General features: G+C 60.3%; 18 protein-coding genes. 7 read left to right on the forward strand and 11 right to left on the reverse strand.

Annotation, left to right across the window (positions count from 1 at the left end):
- Window positions 1–131: 131 nt before the first annotated feature.
- Window positions 132–1,256: a cupin domain-containing protein gene (locus tag BXU06_RS10495; RefSeq protein WP_253189445.1), complete on the reverse strand. Its 1,125-nt coding sequence runs from the start codon at window positions 1,254–1,256 to the stop codon at window positions 132–134.
- Between the two features lie 123 nt (window positions 1,257–1,379).
- Here BXU06_RS10495 and BXU06_RS10500 point away from each other — a divergent pair, with 123 nt between their 5' ends.
- A complete protein-coding gene (locus BXU06_RS10500; protein ID WP_077299331.1) occupies window positions 1,380–1,865 on the forward strand; it encodes a peptidylprolyl isomerase in 486 nt (161 codons plus the stop codon).
- A gap of 163 nt (window positions 1,866–2,028) precedes the next feature.
- Here BXU06_RS10500 and BXU06_RS10505 read toward each other — a convergent pair whose 3' ends face one another.
- The 10 genes from BXU06_RS10505 to BXU06_RS10545 form a co-directional block, all read right to left on the reverse strand.
- Window positions 2,029–4,584: an EAL domain-containing protein gene (locus BXU06_RS10505; RefSeq protein WP_253189446.1), complete on the reverse strand. Its 2,556-nt coding sequence runs from the start codon at window positions 4,582–4,584 to the stop codon at window positions 2,029–2,031.
- A gap of 289 nt (window positions 4,585–4,873) precedes the next feature.
- Window positions 4,874–6,052, reverse strand: a complete 1,179-nt coding sequence (locus BXU06_RS10510) for an acetyl-CoA C-acetyltransferase (protein WP_077299333.1) — start codon at window positions 6,050–6,052, stop codon at window positions 4,874–4,876.
- Between the two features lie 103 nt (window positions 6,053–6,155).
- On the reverse strand, window positions 6,156–7,922 hold the full coding sequence (locus BXU06_RS10515; RefSeq protein ID WP_077299335.1) for an alpha/beta hydrolase: 1,767 nt from the start codon (window positions 7,920–7,922) through the stop codon (window positions 6,156–6,158).
- Window positions 7,923–8,159: 237 nt separating this feature from the next.
- Entirely contained in the window at window positions 8,160–9,056 is an 897-nt protein-coding gene (locus tag BXU06_RS10520) for an AEC family transporter (RefSeq protein WP_077299337.1), read from the reverse strand.
- 214 nt (window positions 9,057–9,270) lie between these two features.
- Window positions 9,271–10,449, reverse strand: coding sequence for an acyltransferase (locus BXU06_RS10525; protein WP_077299339.1), 1,179 nt, complete (start codon window positions 10,447–10,449; stop codon window positions 9,271–9,273).
- A gap of 478 nt (window positions 10,450–10,927) precedes the next feature.
- Window positions 10,928–12,940 (reverse strand): cache domain-containing protein, encoded by a 2,013-nt coding sequence (locus BXU06_RS10530; protein WP_077299341.1) that lies wholly within the window; start codon window positions 12,938–12,940, stop codon window positions 10,928–10,930.
- Between the two features lie 5 nt (window positions 12,941–12,945).
- Complete coding sequence (locus BXU06_RS10535) at window positions 12,946–14,316, reverse strand: sigma-54 dependent transcriptional regulator (RefSeq protein WP_077299343.1); 1,371 nt, start codon at window positions 14,314–14,316, stop codon at window positions 12,946–12,948.
- The gene (locus BXU06_RS17715; RefSeq protein ID WP_171982189.1) at window positions 14,291–14,497 is read right to left on the reverse strand and encodes a hypothetical protein; all 207 of its coding nucleotides are present in this window, start codon (window positions 14,495–14,497) and stop codon (window positions 14,291–14,293) included. Before BXU06_RS17715 ends, BXU06_RS10535 begins: the two co-directional genes overlap by 26 nt.
- 79 nt (window positions 14,498–14,576) lie before the next feature.
- Window positions 14,577–15,005, reverse strand: coding sequence for an IS200/IS605 family transposase (gene tnpA / locus BXU06_RS10540; protein WP_077299345.1), 429 nt, complete (start codon window positions 15,003–15,005; stop codon window positions 14,577–14,579).
- Between the two features lie 220 nt (window positions 15,006–15,225).
- Window positions 15,226–16,059: an EAL domain-containing protein gene (locus BXU06_RS10545; protein WP_077299347.1), complete on the reverse strand. Its 834-nt coding sequence runs from the start codon at window positions 16,057–16,059 to the stop codon at window positions 15,226–15,228.
- 146 nt (window positions 16,060–16,205) lie between these two features.
- Between BXU06_RS10545 and mscL the strand changes: the two genes are divergently transcribed.
- The 6 genes from mscL to BXU06_RS10575 all read left to right on the forward strand — a co-directional run bounded on the left by mscL (window position 16,206) and on the right by BXU06_RS10575 (window position 21,704).
- Window positions 16,206–16,676 carry a large-conductance mechanosensitive channel protein MscL gene (gene mscL, locus BXU06_RS10550; RefSeq protein WP_077299349.1) on the forward strand — a complete coding sequence of 157 codons (471 nt, stop codon included), beginning with the start codon at window positions 16,206–16,208 and terminating at the stop codon, window positions 16,674–16,676.
- Between the two features lie 129 nt (window positions 16,677–16,805).
- The gene (locus BXU06_RS10555; RefSeq protein WP_171982190.1) at window positions 16,806–19,115 is read left to right on the forward strand and encodes a PAS domain-containing sensor histidine kinase; all 2,310 of its coding nucleotides are present in this window, start codon (window positions 16,806–16,808) and stop codon (window positions 19,113–19,115) included.
- Window positions 19,116–19,258: 143 nt separating this feature from the next.
- Complete coding sequence (tadA, locus tag BXU06_RS10560) at window positions 19,259–20,026, forward strand: tRNA adenosine(34) deaminase TadA (protein ID WP_077299353.1); 768 nt, start codon at window positions 19,259–19,261, stop codon at window positions 20,024–20,026.
- Window positions 20,010–20,507, forward strand: coding sequence for a L,D-transpeptidase (locus BXU06_RS10565; RefSeq protein WP_077299355.1), 498 nt, complete (start codon window positions 20,010–20,012; stop codon window positions 20,505–20,507). Before tadA ends, BXU06_RS10565 begins: the two co-directional genes overlap by 17 nt.
- Complete coding sequence (locus BXU06_RS10570; protein WP_077299357.1) at window positions 20,504–21,172, forward strand: L,D-transpeptidase; 669 nt, start codon at window positions 20,504–20,506, stop codon at window positions 21,170–21,172. Before BXU06_RS10565 ends, BXU06_RS10570 begins: the two co-directional genes overlap by 4 nt.
- Window positions 21,159–21,704, forward strand: a complete 546-nt coding sequence (locus tag BXU06_RS10575) for a peroxiredoxin (RefSeq protein ID WP_077299359.1) — start codon at window positions 21,159–21,161, stop codon at window positions 21,702–21,704. Before BXU06_RS10570 ends, BXU06_RS10575 begins: the two co-directional genes overlap by 14 nt.
- Window positions 21,705–21,741 lie beyond the last annotated feature (37 nt).

A 21,741-nucleotide genomic window follows, 5' to 3' on the forward strand; every position in this document is an offset into this window, starting at 1 on the left:
TATCTTATGCACATCCCAGGCGCACACCACAAAGCGCTGTGCACTGCCATGGGTCTATTAAGTCACATCTTGCGCTTCAGGGAAAGCATATTGATGCGCCGCAACATTTCCTGTCGCATACATGCAACAGTTCAGTGCACGTGCCAGAAGCCGTTCAGATAGCCCTCGTACAGCGCTTCGGTCAAACTTTCCGAATACTGGCCGGCAGGCAGGCGGCGCCGATTGGCCAGGGTTTCCCAGTCAGCGCGGTCAGCGGCGTCGATTTCCTGGATTTCACCATTGGTGTACACCTGCTGCTCGGTAAACAGGATCTGGCTCTTCAAATCCAGCCAGACGCCCTGCTCGGCCAGCGCCTGGGCAAACGCGTCCTCGTCCAGAGGCTCATCCGGCGCATCATAAAACACATGGGCTTTGGGCTCGGTCAGATAGTGACCCAGAAAATCGGCAACCGTGGACTTATCCCATTGAATGGCCTGCAACATTTCGCTGACCTGATCCATCATGTCCGCGCCGATCCGGCCCGGTGCGTCGGTGGGCTGACGGTCAGGGTCGCTGTACATGCCTTCGCAGCACAGCCGGTCCTGCAGGTACACCAGAAACTGGGTGACCATTTCCTGACAGGTGGGCGCGCGAAAACCGATCGAGTAAGTCATGCCTGGCTCCAGCGCCACACCATAGTGGGCGTACTTGGGCGGCAGGTAGAGCATGTCGCCATGGCCCAGCTCCCAGGTCTGGTCGGCATCAAAATGCTGCAGGATTTTCAGCGGCGCGCCGTCTACCAGCGACACATCGTCCTGGCCGGAAATCTGCCAGCGCTTGCGCCCGCCTACCTGCAGCAGGAACACGTCGTACGAGTCAAAATGTGGCCCGACCGTGCCCCCTGGTGGTGCATAGCTGATCATCAGATCGTCCAGCCGGGCGTAAGGCAGAAAATCAAATCGCCACAAAATGTCGGCAATATGGGGCAGGTGCTGGTTTACGCTCTGTACCAGAATGGTCCAGTCACTTTCCGGCAGTCGGGCCAGCCGGCGGCTGGACAGCGGGCCATGTTCGACTTTCCATTGCCCCTGACGGTATTCCACCAGCCGTGATTCAACATCATCGCGACTGGCCAGCTCGCTGAGCCACTCCAGATCCACTGGCTTGCCGACATCCGGAATGGCCTGACGGATCAACAATGGGGCTTTTTGCCAGTAGTCGCGCAGAAAGGTTTCTGCATCCATACCACCAAGCACTTCAATAGGGCGTGAAATCAAGTTGTCTTCGCACCGCAAAGCGATACGCTCCTGAATGGTTTACAATGCGAACCATGCAGCAACCCATTCGGGCGCTGTCTCGGCGGGATACCCCGCTATTTTCTTCAGACAGAAGGTTCTTCAATGCAAATCGTTAAAAATACCGTGGTGACGCTGCACTACGAAATGTTCGACTCCGAAAACACGCTGGTCGACAAAACCGACGAGCCGATCAGCTACCTGCACGGCGGCTACGACGGTATTTTCCCGCTGGTGGAAGAAAACCTCCACGAGAAGAAAGCCGGCGACAAGGTCGACGTGCTGATGCAACCGGACGACGCATTTGGCGACTACGAAGCCGAACTGGTGCGAGTGGAATCGGCTGACGTGTTCCCGGACGACGTTGAACTGGCCGTCGGCATGGTGTTCGAAGCTGACGATCCGGAAACCGGCGATGTGCTGATGTTCCGTGTCACCGAAATTGCCGAAGGCAAGGTGGTGGTGGACGCCAATCATCCGCTGGCCGGCCAGGCCGTGCGCTTTGTGGCCACCGTGACCGATGTTCGCCCGGCCAGCCCGGACGAAATCACCCACGGCCACGCCCACGGTGAACACGGCCATCATCACTGAGATGGCCCGCGCGCCCTGGTTTTGCTGAAAGCAGGCCAGGGCACGGCGGGCTTCCCGCCGCGCGGCGTATTATCCGGTGTTTTGCCAACAAAAAAGCCATCTTCGGATGGCTTTTTTGTTGGCAGCCGGCGCATCAGGCCGTCATGGCGCGCCCGCGCACGCATTACAGCGATTTGGCGCTCAGCCAATCATCCAGCTTGGCTACCTCCATGGGCCGGCAATACCAATAGCCCTGACCAAACGGGCAGCCCTGCTCACGCAGGAAATTCAGCTGGTAAGGCTCTTCAATCCCCTCGGCGGTCACCGCCAGGTTCAGGCTGTTGGCCAGCGAGATAATGGCCCGGGTAATCGCCGCATCACCCGGCTCCTGCTCCAGCCCGGCCACAAACGAACGGTCGATCTTCAGACCGTCGATGGGCAGCTTGCGCAGGTAGGACAGCGAAGAGTAGCCCGTGCCAAAGTCGTCGATGGTCAGATGCACCCCCATCTCGCGCAGGCGCACCAGGGTATCCAGGGTTTCCTGGGTGGTGTCCATCGCCATGCTTTCGGTGATTTCCAGCTCCAGGCATTCTGCCGGCAGGCCACTCTGGTTCAGCGCGCTGTGCACGCTCTCGACCAGATTGCTCAGTTTAAGCTGGCGGTGGGAAATATTCACCGCCATCCGTCCCGGCAGGCGCCCCTGATCCAGCCAGATGCGCGCCTGGCTGCAGGCGGTATGCAGCACCCAGTCACCAATCGGCACAATCAGCGAGGAATCTTCGGCAATCGGAATGAACTGCGCCGGCGACACCATACCCATTTGCGGGTGGTTCCAGCGAATCAGCGCCTCGTAGCCAAACAGGCTTTCATCGGCCAGCTTGAGCTTGGGCTGATAGTGCAGCAGCAGCTCTCCCCGTGCCAGCGCCGCGTGCAGACTATTTTCCAGCCGCATGCGCTCCATGGTGGAAGTGTTCATGTCCGAGGTGAAGAACTGGAAATTGTTCTTGCCGCGTTCCTTGGCCCGGTACATGGCCGTGTCGGCATTCATCAGCAGGGTTTCCGGCGCTTCGCCGTCTTCCGGGTAGATGGCAATGCCGATGGACGCGGTGACAAACACTTCCTGCTGCTCAATCTTGACGATGCCGTTGAGTTTGGACACCAATTTTTTAGCCACCTTGGCCACATGCTGCACGTCGGCAACGCTTTCCAGAATCACGGTGAATTCGTCGCCGCCCAGCCGCGCCACCGTGTCACTGTCACGCAGGCTGCTTTTCAGCCGTTCGGCAATCACCGTCAGCAGCTTGTCGCCAGCAGCATGGCCCATGGTGTCGTTGATGTACTTGAAACGGTCCAGGTCGATGAACATCAGCCCGATCTTGCGGGTTTCCCGCTGGGCACGCTGGGTGGCCAGCAACAGGCGCTCCATGAACAGTGTGCGGTTAGGCAGGCCGGTCAGCGGATCGTGGTTGGCCAGAAAATGCAGGCGCTCTTCGGCAATCTTGCGCTGGGTGATATCGGTGAAAATGCCGGCAAAGTGCGAATACTGGCCAGTTTCGTCCTTGATGCCGGTAATGGTCAGGTATTCGTGGAACAACGTACCATTTTTGCAACGGTTCCACAGCTCGCCTTGCCAGAAACCGTTGTCGCGCAGACTGCTCCACAGGTGACGGTAAAACTCCAGCGGCTGCTTGCCGGAAGACAGGAGGCGCGCATTGCGCCCCACCGCTTCGGATTTGCGGTAGCCGGTGATGCGGGTGAACGCCGGGTTGACCGACTCGATCACCCCATTGGCATCGGTGATCATGATGCCTTCCAACGTTGACTCAAACACCTTGTCGGCCATACGCAGGTTTTGCCGGGAAATCTGCAGCGCCTCGTCGCGCTCTCTCAGCGCATACTGCAGCTCGTTGACATACTCGTGCTCAATGCTGGTGAGAATATCGGAAAAACTGATCACCCCAACCAGTTCGCCACGATCAAGCACGCCCAGATGGCGGATATGTTTTTCTGCCAGCAGCTTGCGTGCATAGTACAGGCTGGTTTGCTTGGGCACGCTGATGATCGGGTGACTGGCCACAGCGCCCACCGCCAGGTGGGTTACCCGGTCGGCCAGCAGGCGCACCACGTCGCGCTGGGTCAGAATGCCAAACTCGTCGTCCGGGTAGCGGATCAGCAGCGCTTCGGACTGCTGCTCGCGCATGCGCTGAATCGCCTCGTGCAGCGGCACATCGGCGGTGACCTGTACCGGACGGTGGTCGGGATCGAGAATGGTGTCGAGGTGTTTGAGCTTGAGGAAAAACTCGGCCCCCTGATTCAGCACGATGTCGCTTTGCGACAGGATGCCGCGATAGCCACCCTGATCATCCACCACCAGATAGTGACGCACACCCTGGCGCTTGAACAGCACGGCGGCGTCGTTGAAGCTGGTTTCCACCGAGATGGTTTTCACCGGCCAGCTCATCACGTCGCGCACGCACAGGCTGAAGGTGGCCGGATCGGCAAAGTTCAGCCGCAAGGCGTCGGATTCGGTCCAGATGCCCACTGCGCGGGTATTGTCGATCACCAGCAGCGAGCCGCAGGCCGCCTCACGCATCAGCCGGGCGGCTTCTACCACACAAGTGTCGGGCGGGCAGGAAAAAATGCGTGGGGAAATGATTTGTTCGATGGTGCGACGCACGGGCACAGCAACAGGCTCTCCACTGGCAGTGTCAGGAATGGGGATGGTCAGCGAAAGAGACACGGCCACATCTCGAGCTCAGCAGCAACACATAGAGAAAAGCCAGTACAGCGCGTATTCATGGGGAAAGCCTCCGTCCGGCCAGCAAGTTGCTTGGAGTATGCCATACATCGGAATTGACGATGATTGCCTGTTTGCCCAATCCTGTCAAAAAATGCTGTCCCGCATTGCAGCAATGGTTCAGGCGTTTGATTGGTGCAGGGCAGCCGGGACTATACCGAAAAAATGCCTGTCGCCACCGGCGAACAGGCATTTCTCTGCGCATGCTCAAGCAAGTGCTGCCGCTTAAGAATTAACGCTCCACGGCCAGCGCCACGCCCATGCCGCCGCCGATGCACAGCGTGGCCAGGCCCTTCTTGGCGTCACGGCGCTGCATTTCATGCAGCAGGGTGACCAGCACGCGGCAGCCAGACGCGCCAATCGGGTGGCCCAGGGCAATGGCACCACCGTTGACGTTGACTTTGTCCAGATCCCACTTCAGCTCGCGGCCCACACCCAGCGCCTGGGCGGCAAACGCTTCGTTAGCTTCCACCAGGTCGAGCTCTTCCACCGTCCAGCCAGCCTTGGCCAGGGCTTTCTGGGTGGCGCTCACCGGGCCCATGCCCATGATTTCCGGCGCGCAGCCAGACAGCGCATAACCGGCCACACGCGCCAGCGGGGTCAGCCCCAGCTCGGCGGCCTTGGCAGCGCTCATCATCATCACGGCAGCAGCACCATCGTTGATGCCGGAAGCGTTGCCAGCCGTCACGGTGCCGTCTTTCTTGAAGGCGGCGCGCAGCTTGCCCAGGCCTTCCAGGGTGGCACCGTGCTTGATGAATTCGTCGTTGACGAAGGCAATCGGGTCGCCCTTGCGTTGCGGCACCAGCACCGGGGTGATTTCGTCAGCAAACTTGCCGGCCTTTTGCGCGGCTTCGGCGCGGTTTTGCGAGGTCACCGACAGTTGGTCCTGCTCTTCGCGGCTGATGTCGTACTTGGTGGCAATGTTTTCTGCGGTCACGCCCATGTGGTACTGGTTGTAAGCGTCGGTCAGGCCGTCGTACACCATGGTGTCCACCAGCTGGGCATTGCCCATGCGGAAGCCATCGCGCGAGCCCGGCAGGATGTGCGGGGACATCGACATGTTTTCCTGGCCGCCGGCAATCACGATCTCAGCGTCGCCATTGGCAATGGCTTGCGCGGCCAGGTGGGTGGCGCGCAGGCCGGAGCCACACACCACGTTCAGGGTGGACGCCGGGGTGCTCACCGGCAGGCCGGCCTTGATCAGCGCCTGACGGGCCGGGTTCTGGCCCACGCCAGCGGTCAGCACCTGACCCATGATCACTTCGCTGACCGCTTCAGGGGCCACGCCAGTTTTTTCCAGCAAGGACTTGATCACAATGGCACCCAGGTCCGGGGCGCTGATTTTGGCCAGGCTGCCGCCAAACGAGCCGATGGCGGTACGGGTTGCGGCGACGATGACAACTTCTTGCATTGCAGTTCTCCTGTTGCGGGGTCGGCGCCAGCAGCACGCTGGCGCGGTAGACTTCAGCGGGCCATCACCAGGGATGGCCCTGCGGTGACAAACCGGTTTTTTATCAGGCCATCATGGCGGCGGTTTGCGGCATGGAACGGGCGTGAACAAAGGTTCCCGGCGCTGCGCACAGCGACTTGAAGTCCTTGTTGCCTGGGGTTTTCGGTGCAGCCACCTGGTTGCCGGAACGCGGTGCCAGCCAGTTGTCCCAATCCTGCCACCAGCTGCCCGGACGCGATTCGGCACCGGCAAACCATTCTGCCGAGGTGGCCGGCTGGGCGTCGTTCACCCAGTAGTTGCGCTTGTTCTTGGTCACCGGGTTAATTGCCCCGGCGATGTGGCCGGAAGCCCCCAGCACATAGCGCTTGTCCTTGGCACCGGTCAGGTACTTCAGGCCATCGTAAGCCGAGGCCCACGGCACGATATGGTCTTCGCGGGCGGCAAAGATGTACAGCGGCAGGTCGATGGTGGACACGTCGATCGGCACGCCACACAGGGTGATGGCCCCCTTCTTGGTCAAGGCATTGTTCAGGTAGAACTCCTTGAGGAAGAAGGTATGCATCGGCAGCGGCAGGTCAACCGAGTCGTTGTTCCAGTACAGGAGGTCAAACGGCGGCGGGGTTTTGCCCAGCAGGTAGTTGTTGACCACGTAGTTCCACACCAGGTCGTTGGCGCGCAGACTGGCGAAGGTCTGGCCGATTTCCTTGCCGGAAACAATCCCGCCGGCAGCCATCTTCGGCTCGCGGGCCTTGATGATGTTTTCGTCGATGTACATGCGGATTTCGCCCGGATCGGTGTGATCGACCAGCGAAGTCATGAAGGTGGCCGATTCCAGCCAGTCCAGGCCCTTGGCCTTCATCACGCACAAGGCAGTATTCAGGATCACGCCGCCAATGCAGAAGCCCAGCGCGTTGATTTTGTCCTGCTTGGTGATCTTGCGCACGGTGTCGATGGCCGCCAGCGCACCCTTCTCGACGTAGGTGTCCCAGGTGAAGTGCTTCATTTCGCGGTCGGCAGACTTCCACGACACCAGGAACACGGTGTAACCCTGGCTGACGAAGTGGCGCACCATGGAATTATCCGGGCCCAGATCCATCAGGTAGTACTTGTTCACGCACGGCGGGATGATCAGCAGCGGACGCTCGTACACTTTTTCGGTGGTGGGGGTGTACTGGATCAGTTCGATCAGTTCATTGCGGAAAATCACCGAGCCCGGCGTGGCGGCAATGTTCTTGCCGATTTCAAACTTGGACTCGTCGGACATGGAAATATAGCCCTTTTCCATGTCGGCCATCATGTGCTTCATGCCTTCGACCAGGCTCTCACCCTTGGTTTCGATGGCGCGCTTGAGCACTTCCGGGTTGGTCATGGCAAAGTTGGTCGGGCTCAGTGCGTCCAGATATTGCTTGGTGAAGAAGCTCATGCGCTCCTTCTGGTGCGCATCCACTGGCACGCCATCCACCATTTCGGTCAGCCACTTCGACGTCAGCAGATAGTTTTGCTTGAGGAAGTTGAAGAACGGATGTTCGTTCCATTCTGCTGCGGCAAAACGCTTGTCAGAAGCATCCGCTTGAGCGGCACCCGGCACTTTCTGGCCCAGGAAGTTCATCCACAGGTTCATCTGCTGCTGGTACAGATTGGTTTGCATTTCCACCAGTTGGGTGGCGCTCTTGGCCGCGTTGCTCCACATGCTGACAAACGGGTTCAGTTCGCCATTCGGCAGCTTCATGCTGGACAAATTACCGACAAACTGCTCCATCATCTTCCGGTTGGCGTCGGAAATGCTGGCAAAAAACGACTCGAGCGAAGGACCTTGCTTGTCTTGACTCATAACCTATCTTCCTCTTTTTAGTGGTTCCATCCATGCTCGGCACGGATATCGGGGGGTAGCGTGTCGTGTAGCACTGGCCGGGAATCAACGCCCCGGTCACAGCAACTGAGCCTGCGAAATTGGGGTCTTCTGGCTTGCGCACTTTGCCCCTGTTGTCGGTCTTATCCTGACCGATGACATTAACTTATCATGGTTTGATGAACAATTGTTGCATTGCGCACAGGGTTTTTATTGTGTTTACAAAGCCAGCCCCAGCCAGAGCGGCAAGGTCACCATGGCTGCAAAGATATTCACCGTGATGATTGTTGCCACCGTCTTGCCGTCGCCGCCCATGCGCACCGCCAGAATATACGCCGACGATGCAGTGGGCAGCGTCGCCAGCACCAGCGCTGACTGCAAATATAAGCCTGTCAGCCCCAGCCACACCGCCAGCCCCCAGGCAGCCGCCGGCACCGCCACCAGCTTGACGAAGGTAAAATAATTCACCAACGGCAGCGAAGCACGCAAGCCATCGGCGCGCAGGCCGGCCCCCACCGACAACAGGCCCAGCGGCAAGGCAGCAGACGCCAGCAGGTCAAGCATGTGATTGGCGGCACCCGGCAGCGGCACACCCAACACACTGACGGCAAACCCGGCCAGCGTGGCCACAATCAGCGGATTGCGCGCCAGCTCACGCCATACCGACACCCCGCCGTGGCGGGCCAGAAACCACACCGACACCGCATTGACCCACGGCACCATCACCCCGATCAGCAAGGCAAACGAGGCAATGCCGGCATGCCCGGACAAACGGTCTACCACCGCCAGCCCAACATAGGTATTGAAGCGGAACGCGGTTTGCACACAGCTGGCAAACACCTTGGGCTCAGGTTTGAGCAACCAGCGCCCCAGCACCCCCAGCCCGATGCCCACCAGGCTGAAACCCAGGCCAACGGCAAACATGTCCAGCGCCGGCGCAATATCCAGCTCGGTGCGCGACACCGCGCGAAACAGCAGGGCAGGAAACATCAGGTAGTACACCAGCCGCTCCAGATGCCCCCAGAACGCTGCCGGGTAATCAAAACGGCGACGCAAGGCCAGGCCCAGCAAGATCAGGGCAAAATCGGGCAGCAGGATCAGGGCGATGGCAAGCATGGGCATCCGGAGCAGCGCACGCTGGGTGCAGGCTCATCAGGTCAAGGCTAAGAAAAACCAAATGTACCGAAGCTAGCCAGAAATGGCAAAACGACCGTATACAAAAAGCATGGACGGGCGTTGGGCCATGAGAGGACGTGTGAGGGTCAGTGGCGGCGCAGCGACCAGCAAACTGCGGTCGCGTGCGCCTCACTGATGGGGCAGCGCGGCCCGGTCAACGGCGTTGCGCCAGCCGACGGAAATAATCCCGGAAAAAAGACTCAAAGTGATGGTACACAAAATAGGAGATCAAGATGACCAGTGCCAGCAAGCCCAAGTTGATTACATCAGCAAAAGGCGTATCAATAACCTTGAATGGCGTACCACCATGACGTGCCGTCATGCTGCTTACCGGCAGTTTTAGCACATATTGCCAGACATTGGCGGCCAATAAAAAAACCAGCATATGAATCATATAAATAGAATAGGACAGCGTGCCCAGCAGCACCATCCACTTCAATTTCAAGAAGCGACTGACTACCCCAATATTTTGCACCGAGAGCACATAAACAATCACAGCAAACAGCACAAAAGTCGCCGGCTGCATGAATTTATGATGGGATGACAACACAAAAATGCTGGTACATATCAGCAGAATGATTTCAATCGCTGATGCAACTTTGACACTCCACTGGACTTGGGTGTTTCGCGACAGGTGGTACACAAACACGCCAAGGAAAAAGCCGCCCATGCAACGGAAGATACCGTATTGGAAGGTATACAGCATGGTATGTGGGTCGTCGCGGGTGACATAGAAAAGTGCAGCGTAGCTCAGCATGGCCAGAGCAAGGGCAAAAAAAGGCTTGTAAATTGAACGACATACAAAAATAAAGCCAAAAAATACAATGTATGTGTAAAATTCGACGCTGATGCTCCATGCTGGGGCATTCCAGCCCAAATCGGTATCGACACCCAATGAGTTAATCAAGAAAATATTATAAACAAAACGCAGCACACTGTTCTTGACAAATGGATCGACCTCACCCATGTGCAAGCGGTGAAACGCATAGCCTTTCAACAGTACATACGGCACCCACACCAGCAGAGTCAGCAGATGTAACGGGTACAAGCGGCCAAATCGCAAGAGAATAAATTTGGTAAATGGCATGCCATGACGTACCTTGTCAAAATAGGCAAACGCCATAACAAAACCAGACAGCACAAAAAAGAAATCGACAAACACACCCGCATTGGAAATAAACAGATGCTGCTGGCCATACAAAAAACTGGAGTGGCTCAGCGCCACCAGTAAAGCGGCCACGCCGCGTAAAGACTCAAGTGAATCAAACTTCATGATCTTCCGTTCAAACAATGTACATGCTTGCCGGCCAACGCCAATCAAACCAAGAGGCATGCTTACTCATCTGGCTGAACGTTCGTTGCGCCACACAAGATGGCTTGCCAAAAGCAGAAATCAGGCTGCAAACACTGACGCAATGCATCATGTTGTCCATCCTTGGGCAGCCTGCCCCTACAACAAAAAGCGGGTCATCCTAGCATTAATCAGGCTTAAGAAGCCACCCAGAATCAAGCTTTTCTGCGCCTCGTTCACGGTGCGGTAAATTCGCCACCAATAACTCAGGCCGCTGCCCCCCTGTGACATAACCCTGGCATTTCCACCCTCACGGCCTCATCCCGCGCGGCACTTTTTCGCATCAAACGCAAACCTAGCGCGTGAGCATTGCCCTTGTTCACGGAGATTCAGATTCAGCGCCATCTTCACGTTGTCACCACAGCGTTATCACCGATTCTCTGAATACCGGGGCATGGCCCATCATGCCGTCGTTCTCTTTGGCGCATCCATCCAGCGGCTGCGCCCTCTGTACGGGCTGCTACCCCAACGGCTCCAGCCGCAACCAGATGCTGAATCGGCTCCCGCCCTCTGCCCGGTTTTCCGCGCTCAGATAACCGCCGTAGCGCTCGACAATGCTCTGGCTCACCCACAGGCCCAGGCCATTGCCGCCAATCTTGTCGCTGGTGAAAAATGGCTCGAACAGCTTGTTCAGATGTTCAGGTGGAATGCCGGAGCCGGTATCGCTCACGCTCAGGCAGATGCCCACCGGCATGCCGGCCTCGTCCCAGTCCTCGCTGGCAATGGCCAACACCCCGCCATCGGGCATGGCCTGGATGGCGTTGACCAGCAGGTTGATCAGCACTTGCTGCAGTTCGCCCTTGTTGCTGACCACCCGACGCTGTGAATCCATGTTTTGGGTGACGGCAATTGCCGTGCGGCGCAGCAGGTGGCCCACCAGCAGCAGGCTGTCCTGCACCAGCGTATCCGGGGCAATCGGCTCCAGATAGCCAACATAGTCGGTGGGCCGGGCAAATTGCAGCAGCTTGGCCACAATCATGCGGATGCGGTGCACCTGCTCGCGGATCAGGCGGATTTCGGCAGATACCGGCTCACAGCCCTCGGCACCCAGCACGTCGGCCAGAATGTCCAGATTGCCCTGAATCACCGCCACCGGGTTATTGATTTCATGCGCCACCCCGGCGGTAAGCTGGCCCATGGCGGCCAGTTTTTCCTGGCGGATCAACTGGTGCTGGGCCGAACGCAGCTCGGCCAGCGCCTGGGACAAATCCTGGGTGCGCCGCGCCACTTCGCCATCCAGCGCGTTGCCCCATTGCTGCAGCGCTTCGGTTTGTGTTTGCAACTGGTCAAGCAGGCGGTCAAAGTGGCGGGCCAGTTCGGCCATTTCATCGCCCGGTGTGAGCGGCCCCACCCGTGCTGTCAGGTTGCCGGCGCGCCAGGCGCGCATGGTGGCCTGCATTTGCTGGATGGGCCGGTAAATGCCGCGTGCCCACCAGGCGGCCAGCAGGCTGGCACCGCCCATCACCACAATAAACAGCGACACCACCAACCCCAGCGCCGCGCGTTTGGCCCGCACCAGCGGTTCTTCCAGAAACCCCACGTACAGCATGCCCACCCGACGCTGATGGCTGTCCACCAGTGGCATATAGCCCGACACATACCAGTCCTGCACCACAAACGCCCGGTCCAGCCACACCCCGCCGCGCTGCAATACTGCCTCGTTGACGGTGGCGGACACCCGGGTGCCAATGGCCCGTTCGCCGGCAAACAGGCGCACATTGGTGGCCACCCGCACATCCTCCAGAAACAGCGTGGCGGTGCCCTGGCTACCAAATGGCAAGGCTTCGTGCGGGTATACCACGGTGTTCAGATGGTCGATAAAATCCAGATTGCGGTTAAGCAGGATGCCGCCAGCCAGCACGCCCTGCAGCCGGCCCTGGCTGTCCAGCACCGGTGCGGCGGTGTGAATCACCAGGCCACGGGTTTCGCCGGTGCGGGTGGCGGGCAGCGCATCGGCGGTGGGGCGCAGGGCAATGCTGGCCTGCGCCGCCAGGCCGGGGGCCAGTTGGCTGAGGGTGTCGGCGTTGAATACGTCCAGCTCGGTGCGGCTCAAGCCCCCCATTGCCGCCCGCACCACTGGCCACTGGCCCAGACACAATGTGGTATCGCCCTGGCGCTGGCAGCCGCTGGCGTCCAGATAGCTCAAAAAATCCAGCTGCAGCTGGGTGCGCGCATCGGCCAGCAGGGCATTCAGTGCAGCGGCGTTAGGCCCGCCGCGCCGCGCCCGCGCCAGCCGCTCCGACCCGGCCAGCGCCTGCACGGCGTGGCCCACGCCGGCCTCCACCCGGTCAAAGTAGCCATGCGCCACGGCCAGATCGCTGCGCACCTTGGTGACCATCAGCCGGTCGAAGTATTCACTGCCCCACGAGGCCAGAATGCCCACCAGCACTGGCAGCACCATGGCCAGCGGTGCCAGCGCCAGCGCCAGCAGGCGCAGCCGGATGGATGGCGCGCGCCAGCCGCGCGCGCTCATCCGTTTTATACCCCCCAGGCGGTGCATTTGCGGTCCAGGGTTTTACGCGATACGCCCAACTGACGGGCTGCTTCGGATTTATTGCTGCCACAGGCATCCAGCACCGTCAGGATATGGCGTTTTTCCACCGCCTCCAGTGAGGTGTCCTGCACGGGCAGGGGCGGCTGACTGCCCACCGCACTGACCGGCTCGGGCTTGAGGTCGTAATAGCCAAAAATCAGCGAACGCTCGATCAGGTTGCGCAGCTCACGCACATTGCCCGGCCAGTCGTAACCCTGCAACCGGCGCAGGGTGGCCGCATCCGGATGCACCGGCGGCACGCCCAGCTGGCCAGACAGCAGGCGGGTAAAGTGGTTGATCAGTTCCGGGATATCTTCCGGGCGTTCGCGCAGCGCCGGCAGTTCGATTTCCATCACCTGCAAACGGTAGTACAAATCCTGGCGAAAACGCCCGGCGGCCACTTCCTGCGCCAGGTCGCGGTTGGTGGCCGCCACCACGCGGGCATTGACCGGAATCTCCTGCTCCGACCCCACCGGGCGCACCCGGCGCTCTTCCAGCGCGCGCAGCAGCTTGGCTTGCGCTGCCAGCGGCAATTCACCAATTTCATCCAGAAACAGCGTGCCGCCCCTGGCGTAGTAAAACAGCCCTTCCCGGCTACCTGTTGCCCCGGAGTACGCGCCTTTGACATGGCCAAACAGCTCGGATTCGATCAGTTCGGCGGCAATCGCCGCGCAGTTGACTGGTACAAATGGCCCCTGCGCGCGCGGCCCCATCCGGTGCAAGGCGCGGGCGGCCACTTCCTTGCCGGTGCCGGATTCGCCCAGCAGCAGCACGGTGGATGGCGTGGGGGCAATGCGCTTGAGCCGCTCGCACACCAGCCGCATGGCCTCCGACTGGCCGACCACGCCTTCCAGCCCACCCTGCACAGTCACTTCGCGACGCAGGATGTAGTTTTCCCGCTGCAGGCGCGAGCGCTCAAAGCAGCGCTTGACCGCATTGAGCAGCTGCGCCAGCGAAAACGGCTTGAGCAGAAAATCCGCCGCGCCAGCGCGCAGGGCGTCAATCGCGGTATCCAGGTCGGCGTAGGCGGTCATCAGCACCACGTCGCCAGCAAAGCCCTCGCCGCGCAGCTGGTGCAGCCATTGGGTGCCGGTACGCCCGCCCGGCAGCGAAATATCCAGAATAATCAGATCATAGTGCTGGCGCTGCAACAACGCTTCGGCCCCGGCCACATCCCCGGCGCTATCCAGCGTGCCGCAGCGTTCGGCCAGCGCCCGGCGCAAAAAGTTGACCATGCCGGGCTCGTCGTCCACCACCAGCACCGAGTGCATATGCCAGGGAGAAAAATCATCAGTTGGAGAAAGAGAAGAAGACATGGGCAATCACGGTTCCTGTGACCTGCTGCGCAGGGGTCAGACCAAAAACCGCGATGATAGCAAAGCTGGGGGCTTGGGGTTTTGCTTTGCGGCAGAAGCCGGCGTGCAAGGATGCCGTTACGTCGGGAGAGAAATATGGCAGGCAGAGTAACAATCCCCCGGCAGAGCCGGGGGCCTTCATGGTGCGAGCCGCTCAAAGCGGCTGAACGGGGACGCTGACGCGGCCCCGCCTTCTCCTGGCGCCACCAGCGCCACATCCCTTACATCAGCTTCAGTTGCTCCAACCGTTCATCCTCTTTTTCCTGATCCCGGATGTACTTTCGGATCATTTCCTCATCCCGACTCACTGTCGAAACAAAATACCTTCTCGCCCAAAAACTCTGCCCCACAAAATTCCGCCTGCGTTCTCCGTACACTCGGGCAATGTGGATCGCACTCTTCCCTTTCATGTACCCCACCACTTGCGATACCGCATGCTTTGGCGGGATCGCTATCAGCATATGCACATGATCCGGCATCAGATGCCCTTCCAGAATCTCGCATTCCTTGCGCTGCGCCAGTTGTCGGAACACCTCTCCCAAGTGCTTGCGCAGGCTCGCATACAACGCTTTCCTTCGGCACTTCGGAATGAACACCACATGGTATTTGCACTCCCACCGACTGTGGCTTAGGCTCTCAAATTCGTCCATCGTGAAACTCCCTTTATCGAGTGTGCTTGGCGGCTCACTCTGGAAGTTTCATCGATGGACTCCCGTAAACGTCAAACTTTTACTGTCACCCCGGCACAGCCGGGGGATTTCCCGTTATGGTTTAAACATGGACAATCGCGACCTCCACCTTGACGCGACCAGCCTAGAAACACCTCACGCCGAACACCGACCCCTCCTGCCCCGGCCAGACGGCGCGGGATCAACCCGCCTGCAGCAGCGCATCCAGCGCCGCGCTCAGCTGCCGCGACGGCTGGCTGGCCGGGCGTTCGATAAAATACCCCTGACCCATGCCAATGCCCAGCTGGCGCAAGGTGGCCAGCTCCTCGCCGCTTTCAATGCCTTCGGCAATCACCTGCGTGCCGGTAGCCAGCGCAATGGCGTGAATCGAGCGGACAAACTGCTGCTTGGCCGGGTCCAGATGGATGGCCTGGGTAAAGTATTTGTCCAGTTTGACAAAATCCGGCTTCAGCTCCGACCACAAGCGCAAATTGGAAAACCCCTCGCCCAGATCGTCCAGGGCGATGCGAAAACCCATGCGCCGGTAATGGGCGGTGGCTTCGCGCAGCACAGTGTATTCGCTCACCGGGCGGGTTTCGGTCAGCTCAATCACCACCTGCTCCGGGCGCAGGCCGGCCTGCCGCATCCAGCCCAGGGTTTCGCCAGGACGGAAATCCGCGTCCAGCAAGGTAGCCGGGCTGATATTCAGAAACAGCGTGCCGCACAGGCTCAGTTCGGCAAAGCGGTGCAACGTCACCCGCCGGCACACCCGCTCCAGCGCCAGTAATTGACGGCAAGCGTCAGCGGCTTCAAACAAATTGACCGGCGAATGCAAGGGGCTATCCGATGGCCCGCGAATCAAGCCTTCGTAACCCAGAATTTGTGCGCCGGCAAAATCGACAATCGGCTGAAACACCGCGTGCAGGCGCTGCTGGTCAAGAATCTCGGCCAGCGCGCCATGCCAGGCCTGCGCAGCAGACTGCGCCAGGGCAGAAGCGGGCGGCAGGCACACGGCGGACAGGTCGTCGGGTTTCATGGCAAGGCCTTTACATACGGACGGAACGGATAAGTGTAATCAGCGCAGATCACACACACATGACAGCAACGGTCCGCCGGTATGGCTTGAAACCGCGCGGCAGTCGCGCCATGATGGGGGTTTATTGACTTTCTCAGGACCGTTTCATGCTCAAGGAATTCAAGGCATTTGCCATGCGCGGCAATGTGCTCGATCTGGCTGTTGGCGTGGTGATTGGCGGCGCGTTTGGTGCCATTGTCAAATCGCTGGTTGACGATGTGATCATGCCGCCGGTGGGCCTGCTGGTGGGCAATGTCGATTTTGCCCAGCTGTTCATCGTGCTCAAGGAAGGCGCAGCCGTTCATGGCCCGTATCTGACCGTGGAAGCGGCCAAAAAGGCTGGCGCAGTGACGCTGAACCTGGGCTTGTTCATGAATGCCATCATCAGCTTTGTGATTGTGGCGTTTTCGGTATTCATGCTGGTAAAAACCCTGAACAAGCTGCAAAAAGACACCCCAGCGGAACCCGCTGCACCGGCACCGGCCATGCGCGACTGCCCGCACTGCCTGAGCAGCATCCGTGCCCAAGCCAGCCGTTGTCCGCATTGCACTGGCGAAGTCAGCCCAATTCAGCCATAAGGCCTGATGCGGCGGGGCGGCACACGCCCTGCCCGCACACTGTGATGCGGGTTTTCCCGCCTATCCGGCCAGCGCAACAGGCTTACAATGGCGCTGTCGGCGCAATTGGCGCCTTGCCTGGCCCTTGCCGTGTCTCCCAAACGTTTTTTTCCGCGCGCCGAACAATCGCGCTGGCTGCTGTGGCTGCCGGCCACGGTGCTGATTGCCTTTGTCCTGGCGCTGGGCGGGATGTTCTATGTGGTGTTTTTTGACTGGCAGGACGAACGCCGCGACGGACTGATCCAGGACATCCTCTGGCTGGAACAGTCCATGCGCATGCAACTGACCGACCATCAGGGCTGGGCGGTGCGCATGGCCAGTGAGGTGGGCGAAGGCACGCTGGATGATAGCCGCTTTCAGGCCGCCAGCGAACTGATGCTGCGTGAAAACCCGGAAATCCTGGCCATTGAACTGCTCAATGCCCAAGGACGCATCGAAGCACGGGCCCCCAGCCAGTTTCAGCCGGAACACCGCCAGCAGCCACTGGCCAGCTTTGAAGAACGCGACGCCTTCGAGGTGGCCCGACGCCAGGGTCAGCCGGCATTCAGCAGCAAATACTACGGCCTGGACAAGCAGGCGCGGGTGGATATGCAGGCACCGGTTTACCGGGAGCATCACTTTGCCGGCAGCATCCGCCTGACCTACAGCCTGCCTGGCATGCTGCACCACGAAGTGCCGTGGTGGATCGCGCAAAAATACCAGATCAGCATCGTTGACCTGGGCGGCAAGGTGATTGCCGCCAAGTTCACTGTGGGCGAGCGCCCTGGCAGCCTGTGGCATGAAATCGACTTTTCTCCGCCAGGCAATGGCCTGCGCCTGCGCGCCACCGCGTACCACCTGGGGCTGGGGCTGGCATTTCCACTGCTGGCCGGGCTGATGGGCCTGCTGCTGGTGTTGCTGGGCGGCAGCCTGTGGAAGATTCGCCAGCATATCCGTCACCGGCACAAGGTGGAGTCCATGCTGCGCGAAGAAATGGCGCTGCGCGCAGCAATGGAAGATTCGATGAAAAACGGCCTGATCGTGATGAACCTGCGCGGCGGCATTGTGCGGGTCAATCGGGCGTTTTGCGAGATGACTGGCCGCCAGGCCGACGCGCTGATTGGGCAAACCCCACCGTATACCTTCTGGCCCAGCGAACACCTGGACGCACTGCATCAGTTTTTGAACGCCACCCTGGCAGGTGAGATGCCACCACATGGTTTTGAACTGCCCTTCTTGCGCGCCGATGGCGAGCCATTCTGGGTGCGGCTGTATGCCACCCCGCTGGTCAACCACCTAGGCCAGCAAACCGGCTGGCTGGCATCAATGTACAACATTACCGAGCTGAAGAAAAAACGTGAAGCCATTGCCATGGCCCACCAGCGCTTTCGCACCGTGCTCAACGGCCTGGATGCCGCCGTGTGCGTCAGTCGCTGCGAAGACCGCCAGCTGCTGTTTTCCAACCGCGCCTTTGAAGAAAACATGGTCCGCGCCAGCGATGACACGCCGTTTTGCGTGGTCCTGCCGTGGCCGGACGACGACGATATCGGCCCGCTGGCCGAAGTGGTGGACTGCGAGCTGCAGTTTAACGGCAGCCCGCGCTGGTATCAGCTGCACCGTCGCCGTATCGAGTGGGTGGATGGCGAACCGGCCTGGCTGGGCATTTACGCCGACATCACCGAAGCCAGGGTCTTTGCCGAACGCGAGCGCCTGCAGGCAGAAAAACTGCAAAGCACCGCCCGGCTGATGACCATGGGCGAACTGGCTTCCAGTCTTGCCCACGAACTGAACCAGCCGCTGGCGGCGATTGCCAGCTACGCCGCCGGCTGTCTCAACCGGATTGACCAGACCCCGGCACTGCCTGCCGTGCAATTGGCCACCCCGCTGGACAAAATTACCCGCCAGGCGCGCCGGGCCGGCGAAATCGTTCATGGCATCCGCGCCTTTGTGAAAAAGCGCGAACCCAAACTGGCCCGCGTGGCCGCCGACGACCTGCTCAACCACACGCTGATGCTGGCCGGACCGATGCTCACCCAGCATCGGGTCAATCTGCACACCCACTGCGACGAAGCGCTGTATCTGGATGCCGACCGGGTGCTGCTTGAACAGGTGCTGCTGAATCTGGTGAACAACGCCGTAGAAGCCATGCGCGACGCCGGCACCGCGCGCCCCAGCCTGCAGCTGGATGCCCGCCGCGACGGCAAGCGCCTGCGCATCACCGTGGCCGACAATGGGCCGGGCTTAAGCGACAGCGTGGCCGAGCAGCTGTTCACCCCATTTTTTACCACCAAGCAGGAAGGCATGGGCATTGGCCTGAATATCTGCCGCTCGATTATCGAGTACCATCGCGGCGAATTTGGCCATTACCCGAACCCGGACGGCGGCTGTGTGTTCTGGGTAAGCTTGCCGTTGCTGGCGTGAAGATGGCCTGGAGGCGAAAACCAAGGCTTATCCACCATCCCGCGTGACCCACCGCGTCAGGCAGACTAAAATGGCGAAATGTCCCGCTGTTACATTTTTTTGATTGCCTTGTCTGTCTCGCTCCGCCTTGCCGGAGCGCAGCCATGAACACCCCGCCCGACCCGCTGCACCGGTTGGGGCACAAAACCGTCGCCCGGCTGGCTGCGCTGGGCGTGCACAGCCACGCCGATCTGGCCGCCCAGGGCGCAGTGGCGGTGTTTTTGCAGCTTAAAGCCCATGGCCACACCGTGGCGCGCACCCTGCTGTGGGCCTTGCATGGCTGTATTGTCGGCTGCCATGGCAGCGCACTGGATGCCGACACCCGCGCCCGGCTGTGGCAGGCGGCGCACACCGCCCCGCTGCCGCCGCCCCCACTCGACCAGGCCGATGCCGAGCATTGGATGCGCCAGGCCCTGCTGCTGGCCAGCCAGGCGGCGCAGCAGGGCGAAGTGCCGGTCGGGGCGCTGGTGGTGCGCGATGGCCAGATGGTTGGCCAGGGCTTTAACCAGCCGATTGGCCGCCACGACCCCAGCGCTCACGCCGAGATGCTGGCGCTGCGCGATGCAGCACAGCGGCTGGGCAACTACCGGCTGGATGGCTGCAGCCTGTATGTCACCCTGGAACCATGCCCAATGTGCGCCGGAGCCATCCAGCACGCGCGGATAGCCCGGCTGGTGTACGCGGCTGCCGACCCCAAAACCGGTGCCGCTGGCAGCGTGATCGACCTGTTTGCCCATCCCCGGCTTAACCATCACACCCAGGTGTACGCCGGCATTCTGGCCGATAATGCCGGCGCGCTGTTGTCCGGCTTTTTTCGCGCCCGCCGCGCCGGCCACGCCTTTCCGAGCCCAGAACATGCCCATTCTGATTGAACTTGACCGCCAGCAGCTGACGCTGAGTGATGAGCAGGGCCATGTGCTCAGCCGCTATCCGATTTCTTCTGCCGAACGAGGGGCTGGCGAGCAGCGCGGCAGTTATCAGACGCCGCGTGGCCGGCATATCATCCGCGCCAAGATCGGCGCACACGCCCCACGCGCGGCAGTGTTTGTGGGCCGGCGCTGGACGGGCGAGTGCTGCACGGCAGAAGCCTGGGCCGCGCAGCCGCAACGTGACTGGATTCTCAGCCGGATTTTATGGCTGTCCGGCTGTGAGCCGGGACGTAACCGCCTGGGGGAAGTGGACACCATGCGCCGCTATATCTATATCCATGGCACCCCGGATGCCGTCGCACTGGGTGTTCCCGGCTCGCATGGCTGCATCCGCATGCATAACGACGATGTGATTGCGCTGTTTGATCAGGTCTATCCCGGCATGCCGGTGAATATTATTGAACAGGGTGAGGAGCCGACATGACGCTGCCCCGTATTCTGTTATGGCTGACGCTGGCTGGCCTGAGCCATGTTGCCCTGGCTGCCAGCGAACCTGCCCCCGCAGAGACAGATTGGGCACACTGGCTGTCTGGACAGCAGCAAACCACGCTGCACCCAGCCTGGCCCAATCCGCGCACGCCAGGTGCGCCGTGGATCAAGGTGGGCGTGCGCTCGCAGACGCTCAGCGTGTTTGATGAAGCTGGCGTGCTGATTCAGCGTTATCCGGTTTCCACTGCCAGGCGCGGGGTAGGCGAAGTGCAGAACAGCTACCAGACGCCGCGTGGCTGGCACCGAATTTGCGAGAAAATTGGCGATCAGGCTCCAGCAGATACCATTATTTTCCGGCGCGAAGTCACTCCGTGGAAATATACCCCGGAACTCCACGCCGAATATCCCAACAAAGACTGGATATTGACCCGGATTCTGTGGCTATGTGGCCAGGAACCAGGCCTGAACCAGGGCAACCGTGACGATGGCGCTTTGGTAGACAGTTATGCCCGCTATATCTATATCCATGGAGCAGGCGGGCATGTTCAGATGGGTGCGCCCACGTCGCTGGGCTGTGTGCGCATGACAAGTGATGCCGTCATCGACCTGTACCAACGGGCACCGGTGGGCATGGAGGTGCTGATTGATGAACAGGGTTAAGGTGATATCCCGCTGGCTGCTGTGCCTGGGGCTGTGTACGCTGGCCTGGCCGGTCTGGGCAGCCGCCCCGGCGCTGGGCGAATACGCCCCCGGCTTCCGGCTGGCCGACCAGCATGGGGTCAGCCGCGACCTGCAGGAATTTCGTGGTCGCTGGCTGGTGCTGTATTTTTATCCGAAAGACCAGACACAGGGGTGCACCGAGCAGGCATGCAGTTTTCGCGATGACTTTGTCAAAATCAAGCTGCTGGGGGCAGAAGTGGTTGGCATCAGCCTGGATAGCCGGGAAAGCCATGCCCAGTTTGCCCAGAAATATCTGCTGCCGTTCCCGCTGCTGAGTGACCCCGACGGCACGGTGGCCAGCCGCTATGGCGCGCTGACCAATCTGCTGGTACTGAAGTTTGCCCGCCGGCATACCTTTCTGATTGATCCACAGGGCCGGATTGCCCAGCGCTACACCGATCTGGACACCGCCACCTACGCCAGCCGCATCGTCAAGGATCTGACCACGCTGACCCGCAAGCCGGCCCCCTGACCTTCTTGTGCGGCAGGCCTTCCCGGCTCATCGGAAA

This window comes from Aquaspirillum sp. LM1, from assembly GCF_002002905.1.
GTDB lineage: Bacteria > Pseudomonadota > Gammaproteobacteria > Burkholderiales > Aquaspirillaceae > Rivihabitans.

Coding starts and splice junctions, on each gene's coding strand:
- BXU06_RS10545 (WP_077299347.1), bottom strand. CDS start 16,059: ATGAAACCCGACGACCTGTCCGCCGTGTGCCTGCCGCCCGCTTCTGCC.
- BXU06_RS10565 (WP_077299355.1), top strand. CDS start 20,010: ATGCCCATTCTGATTGAACTTGACCGCCAGCAGCTGACGCTGAGTGAT.
- BXU06_RS10530 (WP_077299341.1), bottom strand. CDS start 12,940: ATGAGCGCGCGCGGCTGGCGCGCGCCATCCATCCGGCTGCGCCTGCTG.
- BXU06_RS10520 (WP_077299337.1), bottom strand. CDS start 9,056: ATGCTTGCCATCGCCCTGATCCTGCTGCCCGATTTTGCCCTGATCTTG.
- BXU06_RS10570 (WP_077299357.1), top strand. CDS start 20,504: ATGACGCTGCCCCGTATTCTGTTATGGCTGACGCTGGCTGGCCTGAGC.
- BXU06_RS10535 (WP_077299343.1), bottom strand. CDS start 14,316: ATGTCTTCTTCTCTTTCTCCAACTGATGATTTTTCTCCCTGGCATATG.
- BXU06_RS17715 (WP_171982189.1), bottom strand. CDS start 14,497: ATGAAGGCCCCCGGCTCTGCCGGGGGATTGTTACTCTGCCTGCCATAT.
- BXU06_RS10525 (WP_077299339.1), bottom strand. CDS start 10,449: ATGCCTCTTGGTTTGATTGGCGTTGGCCGGCAAGCATGTACATTGTTT.
- BXU06_RS10510 (WP_077299333.1), bottom strand. CDS start 6,052: ATGCAAGAAGTTGTCATCGTCGCCGCAACCCGTACCGCCATCGGCTCG.
- tadA (WP_077299353.1), top strand. CDS start 19,259: ATGAACACCCCGCCCGACCCGCTGCACCGGTTGGGGCACAAAACCGTC.
- tnpA (WP_077299345.1), bottom strand. CDS start 15,005: ATGGACGAATTTGAGAGCCTAAGCCACAGTCGGTGGGAGTGCAAATAC.
- BXU06_RS10500 (WP_077299331.1), top strand. CDS start 1,380: ATGCAAATCGTTAAAAATACCGTGGTGACGCTGCACTACGAAATGTTC.
- BXU06_RS10575 (WP_077299359.1), top strand. CDS start 21,159: ATGAACAGGGTTAAGGTGATATCCCGCTGGCTGCTGTGCCTGGGGCTG.
- BXU06_RS10515 (WP_077299335.1), bottom strand. CDS start 7,922: ATGAGTCAAGACAAGCAAGGTCCTTCGCTCGAGTCGTTTTTTGCCAGC.
- mscL (WP_077299349.1), top strand. CDS start 16,206: ATGCTCAAGGAATTCAAGGCATTTGCCATGCGCGGCAATGTGCTCGAT.